This is a genomic window from Streptomyces sp. NPDC001787, assembly GCF_040297465.1.
In the GTDB taxonomy this organism is placed as follows: Bacteria; Actinomycetota; Actinomycetes; order Streptomycetales; family Streptomycetaceae; genus Streptomyces.
Map to the genome: position 1 here is coordinate 20714 of NZ_JBEOZE010000047.1, position 10722 is coordinate 31435.

A 10722-nucleotide genomic window follows, 5' to 3' on the forward strand; every position below is an offset into this window, starting at 1 on the left:
GAACCATGACCGACACCCCGTGCAGCACAAACCTCTGCACCGCCCACCCCGCACTGCTGGAACCCCTGCCCCTGTGCACCGGCTGCGCCATCACCGTCAGCCTGGCCCTGGTCCCCCGGCTCCTGGCGGAATCCCTCGGCAGGGCCCAAGCCGCCCAGCGCGAGCGCGAGCACGAGCACGAGCACGATGCGCAGCCTCCGGCGCGCCCCGGCCGCGCCCCACGTGGACCGGCCGCCACCGCTGGACCCCCGGCACCATCCAACGGCGTCGCACGTCGCTCTGACGAGGAACTGATCGCGGAGATCCGGGCCATGCCGACGGACGCGGACGGGTACCTCCCGCCGAACCGCGTCCGGGAAAAGTTCGGCTGCCGCCACCAGCGCGCTGCACGCCTCATGCGTCTGGCGGGCGTCCTGCGCCCCCAGGACGACCCCGAACTCACCCTCACACCCTGACCCACCACTGACGCCCGTCCGGAGGGCGGCCCGGGAAGTCCCCGGGCCGCCCTCCGGCACGTCTGCCCCTGCCGCTCATGGTCGCTACCGGCCCGCACCCCGCACCCGGGGCGCGGACCGGTGACGGCCACGGCCGGCAGGCCGGACTCCTCCGCCCCGAGGACGCGGACAAGTACCTCACCTGACCGACCGTCCGGCACACACCAGTGAAGGCCAGCCCATCGGAAGTGGGCTGGCCTTCGCCGCGACTGCCGGAAGCAGTCCCAGATCCCCAAGTAGAGCACTGGAGGAACCCCCGTGACCACCGATCAGACCCCTGCGCCGCTGCGGGATGTCGCGCAGAGTGCGGAGGCCACCGCCCGCTACCTCGCCGACATCCAGCGCGTGCTGCTCGACATCGCCGCCAACCTGGAGACCCTGCACCGCGAGACCCGTGTCCACTGCCGCGGTATCAGCGTGGAGGGCGACCGCTGGTACCACGCCAGGATGCGCGCCATGCCGGTCGAAAAGGCCCTCAAGGACGTCCTCAAAAACCTCAACGCCCTGACCGGGGGCCTGGAAAGGAGCGCTTACAAGCGCAGGTCCCACGACGAGGCCGTCGTGAATACGGCAAAGGCGCGGAAGGAAAAGGTGCTGGAAAAGGCGCGGAAGAACAGTCCGCAGCTGATTCAGGCCGCCCCGGAATCCTCGGAGAGGGACGGTGTGCGGGACAGGAATTCGGGGTACAGTAACCCCACGTCGATTTACGACCTGGATGACAGGCGGTCGGCGTGACCCGCCCCCTCAGCAGCGCCGAACGGTCCGCGGACCGGCGCAGGAACTGGCTGAAGGAAGAGGCGGAAAAAGCCCGCGAATCTCGCGGCGAGCAGGGGCAGATGGAATTCTGGCTCCGCCTCGCACGATCCCGGATCGCCAAGGACATAAAAGCCGGTCGCGTCGATGTCCTGGTCGGTTTCGCGTTGATCTGCCGCCTGTTCATCACGGCGATGGACCGGCGTGCCGAGGGCGACGGACGGATCTGGTCCGACCTCCTGCAGTACGCGGAGCAGGTCGTGGCGAAGCACCCCCCGCGTCACTGAACGTCACCAGCGAAGGCCCCGCCGGGCTCCGGCGGGGCCTTCGCCTCGCGTAAAGCGTGCACACGTGCACGTGCACACGCGTGCACACGAGACCCCACTCTCTGTCAAGCCCCTGGAAGGAAGGAGATGCCGTGTCCGACGAGGAAGGCGGCGGTCCCAGCGGGACCCTGGTCCGCGGCCCCTGGAGCGGTGAGTCCTCCTACGTGCCGCCGCCGATGCCGGACTACGCCAGCACCGTTCCGGAACCCGAAGCAATTCCCGCCGCACCGCCGGAATCCCCGGAGGAGACCACGATGGAGCTCCCGGTGATCCCTTCGGCCCCGGACCCGGAAACGGCGCTGCGCTCGGAAGGAATTACCGCGCCGGACACCGAAGACGATGAAGGCGAATACGAGGAGGGCGAATACGTCCAGCCTCGCTCTCTCGCCGACCGTCTAGGTGACTGGCTGGAACTCCGGCTCGAAATGGCACGGGCCAAACACGAAAGCGAAGCGCCTTTCCGTGAGGCGGAGATCGCACGGAAAGCCGCACTGCTGGAGGGCCGGACCGCGCAGGAAGTCGCGATGATGGAGCAGAACGGAAAGCTCCACGCCGCGATGATGAAAGCGAAGGGCGACAAAACGGCGGCCAGGTCGAAGGCCGACGCCGACCGCATGAAGTCCTCCGGCTCCGGTATGGGCGCCGACAAGGGCGGAGCGAAGGGCGGCGGGGGCGGGCCCTCGCGCGGCGGGGGCGGCACGGGGCCGTCCCGGAACAGCTCCGGCCCGGACCGGTCCCGGACCGGACGCGGCGGCGGCACCCCCGGCAACTCCGGCGGTCCCGGCGGGCGTTCGGGGTCCGGGCAGTCCGGCGGGGGCGGCAAGAAGGGCCCTGACCGGCCCTCTGGCGGCCGTACGACCGGCCCCCGGCGCGACGGTCCGTCCGGCGGCCCGAAGGGCTCACACGCGGGCTCAGGCGGCTCCGGCAAGGGCGGCGGGAAGGCCGGCGGTTCGAAGGGCGACGGGAAGGGGGGCGGCCGGGCCTCGGACGCCTCCGCCTCCCGCCAGGAACGGGCCGCCTCTCGCCAGGGAGCCCGGCGTGAGCGGCGCACCGCCGATCACGCCGCCGGTGTCGCCGACCGGTCCAAGGACCGCGACCAGGTCCGCGCCAACCGGCAGAAGGAATGGGAGGACCGCCGCGCGAAGAAGGCGGAGCGCGCCGAGGCGAAGAAGGCGAAGCGGGAAGCCGCGGCGTCGGCGGAATCCGGCCGCACCACTCTGGGCGCGGCCCTCTCGGAGGAAGCCCAGCGGCGCTGGGACAAACGCCGCGCCGAAGCGAAGACCGGCAAGGGCGGCAAGGACAAGGGCACCGAGGGGGCCGGGGAAGGCCCTGACAGCACGTCTGGCGCCGGAAAGTCCGGTCCCGCGCCCGGTACGCCGGGCGCGGCGGGTACGGCCGGTGACGGGCCGTCCGGCGGCCCGAGGAAGCGGCGCCGGTTCCGGCGGCGGCGTACCGGCGGCACCGGCCCGGACGGACGGCGGCGGCGTAGCGGACGTTCCGGCCGCGGCGCTCGCGCCGGGCGGCGGGACCGGTCCACGGGCCCGTTCGGCCCGGACGATGCCACCCCGACCGTGGAATGGACCGACCACCCCACCCCCGCCTCACGGCCCGCCGGCGGCGGTGAGGCGGAGGACATCGAGGACGCGGTCATCGTCCCCGACGATCCCGCCGCCGTCACCACAGGTGTCAGGGGCCTGCCGCCCGCACCGGAGGCCCACACACCGCGGCCCGGCACCGCCCGGCCCGCCACCACCGAAAGGAGCGGCATGAGCAGCCCGATGGCCGCGCAGCACCGTACCGACATCACGTTCGACGAGTACCTGATGACGATGGCGCGCATCGCGATCAGGTCGGCCTCGCACCAGGAGCGTGCCGAGGCCCTGACGGAGGCCCTCGGCAGGGTCGCCGACGCCCTGCGCGAGATGGCCGCCGACCTGGTCGGCGACCACAACATCGATATCCGTGTCACGGACCGGATCACCGACCTGGCCGACGGCGCGGGCCGCATGAAGGCCCTGGCCGAGCGGTGCGCCGAGGAATGCGGCCTCGCCTCGGAGGCCGCCAGGCTCGCCGCCACCCAGGTCGCCCGCGTGTACGGCCAGGACATGGACGCCAAGGAGGACGTCGGCCTGGAGCAGGCCTCGGCCGCCGCCCACCACGACTAGAACACAGGAGAAAACCGACATGGCCAACATCGTGTCCCGCTCCAGCGGCTCGGACCCCGTCCCGGCCGACGACGACAACCGCTACAAGGCCGTCCAGGCCAAACTCGCCCGGCTCAGCGCGGCGATGGACGACGCCGCCCTCGAACTGGGCTTCCTGCGCCGCGACATGAAGGGCAACGCCGCTGATGCGGACCGTGCCTCCAGCGACATCGAGAACGCCGGCCTCGACGCGAAGTTCAGCGTCCTGACCGACGACGTGGCCGTCGCCCTCGGCCTGGCCGCCCGGCAGGTCAGCCACCTCGACGACAGCGCGCAGGAAGTCGTCACGCTGGCCCACCAGGCCAAACGCACCCACGCCGACCTGTACGGCGCGCTGGACGACATCCGTTCCAACCGGCGCGAGAAAACCCCCAAGCCGGGCTTCTTCAACCGCTGACCCCTCCCCCACCCATACCGCCACGGGCGGCCCCACACCTACGGGGCCGCCCGTCCCCGTTCCCGAAGGAGCCCCGGTGCCCACGCCGCGCAGCGTCGCCCTCGAACGCCTCACCTACACCCTCGCCGCGCCCGTGCTGGCCGTGGTCCCCAACGTCTGTCCCGACAGCCCCGTCAACACCGTCGTGCAGCTGGCCGGCGCCGCCGGGATCGGCGGCTGGATCCTCGCCGCGAAGAGCGAGGACACCGGGGCCGGACGCAAGATCCTGCGCTGGTCCCCGCTGGTCCTGGCCGCCGCCATCGACACCGCCGCCAAACTCACCCCCGGCTTCGGCCCCTGGTGGCTGGACGGACTGCTCGCCGCCGGATGGGCGGCCGCCGGCTACATCGTGATGCCGTTCTCCCGCCACGCCCGCCGCCACCACCGCCCCGCCCTCGCCGCCCCCGCCCCCCAGCCCCCGCCCGCCCCCGTCCCCGAACCGGCCCCGGAACCGGCCGTGCCCGACGACGGAGCCGACCAGCTCACCCGCCAGGCACGCCTGCTCTGGGACCGCGCCGGGACACCCGCCCGCACCCACATCGTCAAGGCCACCCGGCACCCCGGGCAGCGGCACGACATGACGATCCTGCTGCGCGCCACGGAGACCGGACGGCCCATCACCGGCCTGTCCCAGGCCGTCGTCGCCGCCGCGTTCGGCGTCCACGAGAGCGACGTCACCCTCGCGGACGTCGCCATCCAGCCCGGCCGCCAGGGCGGCCCCGGCTGGCTGGAGGCACGCATCACCCCCGACGCCAACCAGCGCCGTCGCACCAAGCCGACCGACCAGGAACGGTGGACCGACCGCGTCGGCGGCCCAAAGGGCGGCGCCCCCGGCTCCGAGCTGGTCCACCGCGACCGCGACGACGTACGCGGGGTCACCTTCTACCGGGCGAAGATGGCCGACTCCACCGAGACCCCGCGCATCGACCTGGCCAAGGTCTGCCGCGGCCTGGGCCTCCCCGAGGACGACTCCCGCGTCTTTGTCCTCATCGACGGCACCGAGTTCCTCATCAGCGCGTTCGACAAGCCGCCGCTGTCCGCGATCTTCGCCGCCACCCGGGAGCTTCTGACCCCGGACGCCAAGGGCATGTACGTGTGCGGGTTCACCATCACCGGCCAGCCGGTGAAGAACATGGTCTACCAGCACGACAAGAACGCCGCCGCCCACGGCCTCATCCTCGGGGTGTCCCGGTCGGGGAAGACGCAGTTCTTCGCGATCAACATGGCCGCCCAGTCCCTCGACGGCCAGGTCGTGTGGCTCTCCACCGTCCGCAAGGACGAGAAGACCACCGTGCTCGGCCGGTACATCGACCGGCAGGGCTCCAACGCCCTGTGGATGGCCCGCTCCCTGCGCGCGGCGAAGGCGCTGTGCGAGATCCGCGCGGAGATGCCCTGGCCCCACGACGGCGAGGCGCACGACTACAAGCCCGGCGACCCGCGCTGCCCCTACCGCCAGCTCAACGTCTACGCCGACGAGTTCATGACCGCCGCCCAGGACACCGACTTCGGCGAATTCATCCAGACCGACGGCGACGACCTCACCGTCACCGGCCTCAAGTACGGGATCGGCTTCAACCCCGCCGGACAGTCCCCGTTCGCGCACAACGGGTTCTCCACCGAGATGAAGGACAACCTCCGGCAGAACTCCCGCCCGACCATCTTCAACATGGGCTCACCCGGCGCCACCCGCAAGGCCGCCGAAGGCACGATGGAGAACGCCTACGACGTCCCGACCATCCCCGCCCGCTACGCCCAGCAGGAAGGCTCCGCGATCGAACGGGCCATGCGCGGCGAAGCCGACCCCGAGAACGGCGTGAGCACCGGCGGCGTCGCCGTCATGGTCATGGACAACGGCCGCGCCGTCCTCATGCGGTCGCTGTACGCGGACTTCGATACCGACCTCGCCACCCTGTTCCCCGAAGAGGTCAACCGGCTCACCGACCACGAGGTCGCGGAGCTGGAGAAGCGGGGCCTGTGGTTCGACTGGAACGAACCCGTGCGTCCTGGGGAGTTCTGGCCCGAGCCCGACGAGGACGACGGCGGCGGCGGCGGCTCCCGGCCGCGCGGCAAAGGTGCCAAGGGCGGAGGTAAACGCGGCGGGAAGTCCGGCAGCAGCCGCTCCGAGCCTCAGATCACCTCGCCCCGCCAGGCGCTGGAGGCCATCAAGAGCCTCAGCGACGCCTGACCGCCCTTCGTCAGTCGGCAGGCGTCCACGGGCCCTCCGGAGTCGTACTCGAACCCCCGCAATCCCAGCAGTCGAACTCATCGGGGGCCTGGAACAAGGTCCCCCAGAACCCCGTGCGAGGGCAGAAGACCACGTTCTCCGCATCGCACCAGCCGCACACGAATAAGAAATCCATCCCGACCTTCCCCTGTCCCACCTGCACCGCGTACAGGCTGCCCGTTCCAGCATGACGGCAACAGCGCGCGCCGGTTGCCAAGTTGCCGGACGCTGCCCTCTCACCCCCTCCGCTCGTCCGATGGGTGCCACCACAACCTCACGGGTGGCACCCATCGCCCTGCCCTGCTCACCCCTTGGAAGGACACACCGATCGTGGCCGTATCGATCTCCGTCATCGTCCTGCTCGGCATCGTCGTTTTCGTCCTCATCCGGGGCGGCTCCGTACGCCTGGGCCCCGCCCTGGTCTGCGCCGCCTTCGGCTTCTTCCTCGCCTCCACCGGCGCCGCACCGCTCATCACCGCTGGGATCGGCACCGTCACCGGCTGGATCTCCAGCATCTGAAACCGCCCCGGCCGCCGGCGTCGAAGGCGCCACCCACCCCAGTGCCTTCGACGCCGCCAGGAGCCCCGATGCCCCGGACCCGACCCGCCATGGACCAGGCCGCCCCGACCACCGCGCCGCCCCCACCGGCGGAACTGTCCCTCGAGGAACGCATGGCGTTCACCAACGCCGCGATGACCCTTCGGCTCGAAGAAGCAGCCGTCGCCCACGAGGTCAACACCGCGCACATCACCACCAACCCCGTGGACCCGGCCGACATCATCACCGTCCCCCTGACCCCGACACTCCAGCCGCCGCCGACGCCCTACCCGACCCCGGTTGCGGCCCTCCTACAGCGCGCCCACCACCGCCTGCTCACCGGCGGCTGGTGCGCCGGAGCCCTGGCCGACGAGGACGGAGCCCACTGCATGCTCGGAGCCATCCGGATCGAGGCCCGCGGCGACAACGGCCTGGCAGCCGACGCGGCCGCCGTGCTCCTGGACGCGATCCGCCGCAAGTTCGGCGACCACGTCGACACCGTCCCCTCCTTCAACGACTCCTGGGCAGACGGCCGCCACCCCATCCGCATGCTCGGCCAAGCCGCCTCCCTCGCCGACACCCGCGGCCTCTGACGCCTGTTCCGGATCACCTGCCCCGCACCCGAACCCACGCGGTCGGGTGCGGGCCAGGCCGCCCGTGCTCCCGATCAGTCCGCGTCGCCTGACCGACTTGGAGCAGCTGCTCACCGAAGCCATCAAAGACAAGACCCCCTGCTCCCGACTCGGGGCGCGGCTGCGCCGCCGGGGACCGCGCCCGTGACGGCCACGCGTCCCCATCCGACCTGCCGAGCTTGATCACGAAGCGACCCCGCCACCCGGAATCCGGGCGGCGGGGTCGCTTTTTGCGTTGTACGGAAGTCAGGCCGTCGTTTCTCGCGCAGTGGAGCCGTTCTCGGTCTTCGGGGCTTGGCTCTCCGGACTCCTGGCGATCTGGGAACTGTTGTACGTGATCAGCAGAGTCGTCAGCTTCTTCCGGTCAGCCGGAGCCAGCTGATCAATGACCAACTCAGCCAGCGCGGCAGGATCCAGCGTTGGTAGGAGCGGCCCGCTCGGGTCATCATCCGAGAACGTCGACCGAGGCTCAGGCACAGACCGATCTTGCCCAGCGGCGAGCCTTGGGGTGCGATCGTGAGATTCCTCAGTGTCAGCATCAGGGTGGTGGTTTACCGCGGTAAACCGCTTCTTGGGCGCAACGAGCTCTGGCGCTGTGATTGGAGTCGATGGAACAGGCTTCGAGCTGACCGGTTGAGATGCCCGACGCCCTCTTGGTGCGCGGGGCATGCTCTGCGCTGCCAAGCGGCGATTCTCTTCGTCGGACCATGCTTGTGCCTGTTCCGCAGCCGGCAGCCCGGCGATGTCTCTTGCGACGCGTACAGGCATCTCGCCACTGCTCACCAGAATCTGTAGCTCTGTTGTTAGCTTGAGCAGCTTGCGCTGCTGGCTGACCCAGCCCTTCGTCTTGGCGTAGTGATCGGCGACCCTGTCGGCTCCCCCGAGCTCTGTCACCATGATCTCGATGCCGATGGCTCGCTCGATCGGGTCGAGATCCTCGCGGTCGTTGTTCTCCGAGAGGACTGCGTCCAAAAAGTCGGCCCGGGTCTTGGCCACGTCTTCGTTGTGTACGACGTTGAGTGTCGACAGCCCAGCCAGGGACGAACCTCGATATCGACGCTCGCCATTGGCGATCACATACGGTGCAGCGCCGACGTGCTCTTCCTCTTCCGGCCACAGTCTGAGGTACCCCGCGCGGGAAACGACCACGGCGGGCTGGAGCTGGCGCTTCTTCAGCTTCAGCCCGAACTCTTTGAGCTCCTTGTCCGTGCCGAAGTTCCGACGCGGGTTGAAACGCGTCGGTACGAGCTTCTCCAAGGGGAGGGTGAGGAGGAGTGGGTCACTCTTGCCGGGTACTTCGTCGACCTTCTGGCCAGCGAGCGAGGCGAGGCTCGTGCGTCGTCCTGCAGCCATCACGCCCCACCGCCATAGCCGAGCTCCAGAGCCAGACGGAAGAAGTCCTCGCGTGCTTCCATGGCCACGCGATTCTTGGGGTACTGGGTTACCACGCGGCCTTCGACGGATGCTCGCGTGTGGAGCTTGTAGCGACGGATCACTGTCTCCGCGCGGGGCCATTCTTCAGCGTCAATGTATGCCTTGGTGTCTACGAGGTCGGCTGTCCCGTCCCTCGGATCCCAATTGTTGATCACGACCTTGAAAGGGAGCCCGCTGGGCACGATCACGTTCTGGATGGTCCGCGCGGTGGGGTCGAAGGCGAGACCTTCCGGGGGCATGGGAACGATGACGTCGTGGGCGTACTTCAGTGCCTCAAGCAGGAGGTTCTCGTCCTGAAGGCTGCCGGGCGTGTCGATGAAGACGTGCTGGAGCCCGTTCTTGTTGGCCCTGAGGACATCGGCAACGACGGCCCCGAGGTTCAGCGTGGTCGTGGTCTTCCCGACGCCACCCTTCTGGTTGGCGATGACATGGACCCTTGCCCCTGTGTCCTTGAGGATCGCCAAGTTCTCCGGAGTGTCGTGCTCCTGGGAGAAGTCGAACGGTAGATCCGTGATCCTGTTCGCCCACCAGACTGTGGATGCCTGAGGGTCGATGGATACGACGTAGACGCTTGCTGGCATGTGATGCTCCGTTTGCTTCCCGTAGGTTCCGGTACTTCGGGCAGTGGCATCATTGCAGACGGGCGTGGGTGGGTTTGACCCGGACACTCATGATTCGACCGTCGAGGCAGGCTGCTGATCCGAGTGCCGGGTTTACCGCGGTAAACCGAGCAGTGCGCTCTCGCGGTCGTGGAGATCCTGTTGATCATGCGATTCTGCTTCCGGCAGCGCCGTTCCGGAAAGCTTGCACCGTCGCCAGCACCTACGCCGGACTGGGCGTACGACATCGCCGCATTTCAAAGTAGCGATGTCCGGGCAACTGCTCGCACATCAGAACACCAGCTCCGAGCCCAAGGCTGCCAGTTGAGTGATCACACACAGGGAAGGGGGAGGGCAGAGTGGTCAAGTAGGTAGCGCTGGCACAGCGTCACGGCCCGGACGTGGGCCCCCGGCACGGCTTCAAGTTCCCCGAGGTACAGGAAAAGATCAACGGCCGTGTCGTGGCATGAGTATCTGCCGATGGCCGCCTGCAGTTCTGGGATGGGATCGGCGTCCGGCTCTAGGAGCAGCTTTCTGAAGAACGGAATGAATCGCCCGCCCATCCCCATATCGCCGCTCTCGAAGGGGAGGCCGAACAAGACGGTCCAGTCCGGCAAAGCGGTTCCTAGGCCGTGTGTCACCGTGTTCAGCATGGCTTGTTCGAAGAGATAGTCAGCATCGTCCGGGCTCGCTTGAAGCAAGATCTCCAGGTCGGCCCTGGCCTCACCGGGACGCGATCCTTGACGGTAGGAAATGCAACGCTCCGCAAGGGCGTGAACATCGCTGGGATCGAGCTCGATGGCGTGAGTGAGGTCGCTCAGGGCATCATCGAGGCGGCCGGCCTGACGGTGGGTTGAACCGCGTTGGGTGATGGCCCAGACGTAGGTGTTGTCGAGTTCCAGGGCGTGGTTGAAGTCGGTGAGAGCCTCGTCGTAGAGGCCCATGAGTCGGCGTGTGATGCCGCGTTGGGTGATGGCCCAGGTGTCGGTGTTGTCGAGTTCCAGGGCGTGGTTGAAGTCGGTGAGAGCCTCGTCGTAGAGGCCCATGAGTCGGCGTGTGATGCCGCGTTGGGTGATGGCCCAG

General features: G+C 69.1%; 11 protein-coding genes. 8 read left to right on the top strand and 3 right to left on the bottom strand.

Annotation, left to right across the window (positions count from 1 at the left end; genetic code table 11):
- Window positions 1–5: 5 nt before the first annotated feature.
- From ABT170_RS37970 to ABT170_RS38005, 8 genes are all read left to right on the top strand, one after another.
- Entirely contained in the window at window positions 6–455 is a 450-nt protein-coding gene (locus tag ABT170_RS37970) for a hypothetical protein (RefSeq protein ID WP_351875324.1), read from the top strand.
- Window positions 456–752: 297 nt separating this feature from the next.
- Window positions 753–1229 (top strand): hypothetical protein, encoded by a 477-nt coding sequence (locus ABT170_RS37975; protein ID WP_351875327.1) that lies wholly within the window; start codon window positions 753–755, stop codon window positions 1227–1229.
- Entirely contained in the window at window positions 1226–1534 is a 309-nt protein-coding gene (locus tag ABT170_RS37980; protein ID WP_351875329.1) for a hypothetical protein, read from the top strand. Before ABT170_RS37975 ends, ABT170_RS37980 begins: the two co-directional genes overlap by 4 nt.
- 131 nt (window positions 1535–1665) lie before the next feature.
- Window positions 1666–3738 carry an ATP/GTP-binding protein gene (locus ABT170_RS37985; RefSeq protein ID WP_351875332.1) on the top strand — a complete coding sequence of 691 codons (2073 nt, stop codon included), beginning with the start codon at window positions 1666–1668 and terminating at the stop codon, window positions 3736–3738.
- A 19-nt stretch (window positions 3739–3757) separates the two neighbouring features.
- Entirely contained in the window at window positions 3758–4174 is a 417-nt protein-coding gene (locus ABT170_RS37990) for a conjugal transfer protein TraB (RefSeq protein WP_351875335.1), read from the top strand.
- Between the two features lie 76 nt (window positions 4175–4250).
- Window positions 4251–6398, top strand: coding sequence for a chromosome segregation protein ParM (locus ABT170_RS37995; RefSeq protein WP_351875337.1), 2148 nt, complete (start codon window positions 4251–4253; stop codon window positions 6396–6398).
- A gap of 369 nt (window positions 6399–6767) precedes the next feature.
- On the top strand, window positions 6768–6956 hold the full coding sequence (locus ABT170_RS38000; protein ID WP_351875340.1) for a hypothetical protein: 189 nt from the start codon (window positions 6768–6770) through the stop codon (window positions 6954–6956).
- Window positions 6957–7024: 68 nt separating this feature from the next.
- On the top strand, window positions 7025–7567 hold the full coding sequence (locus tag ABT170_RS38005; protein WP_351875343.1) for a DUF6197 family protein: 543 nt from the start codon (window positions 7025–7027) through the stop codon (window positions 7565–7567).
- Window positions 7568–7852: 285 nt separating this feature from the next.
- On the opposite strand, the gene ABT170_RS38010 is transcribed toward ABT170_RS38005, so the two are convergent.
- From ABT170_RS38010 to ABT170_RS38020, 3 genes are all read right to left on the bottom strand, one after another.
- Entirely contained in the window at window positions 7853–8959 is a 1107-nt protein-coding gene (locus tag ABT170_RS38010; RefSeq protein ID WP_351875346.1) for a ParB/RepB/Spo0J family partition protein, read from the bottom strand.
- On the bottom strand, window positions 8959–9621 hold the full coding sequence (locus ABT170_RS38015) for a ParA family protein (protein ID WP_351875349.1): 663 nt from the start codon (window positions 9619–9621) through the stop codon (window positions 8959–8961). Before ABT170_RS38015 ends, ABT170_RS38010 begins: the two co-directional genes overlap by 1 nt.
- A 350-nt stretch (window positions 9622–9971) precedes the next feature.
- Window positions 9972–10722: tetratricopeptide repeat protein (locus tag ABT170_RS38020; protein ID WP_351875352.1), on the bottom strand; the 751-nt coding region annotated here is incomplete at its 5' end.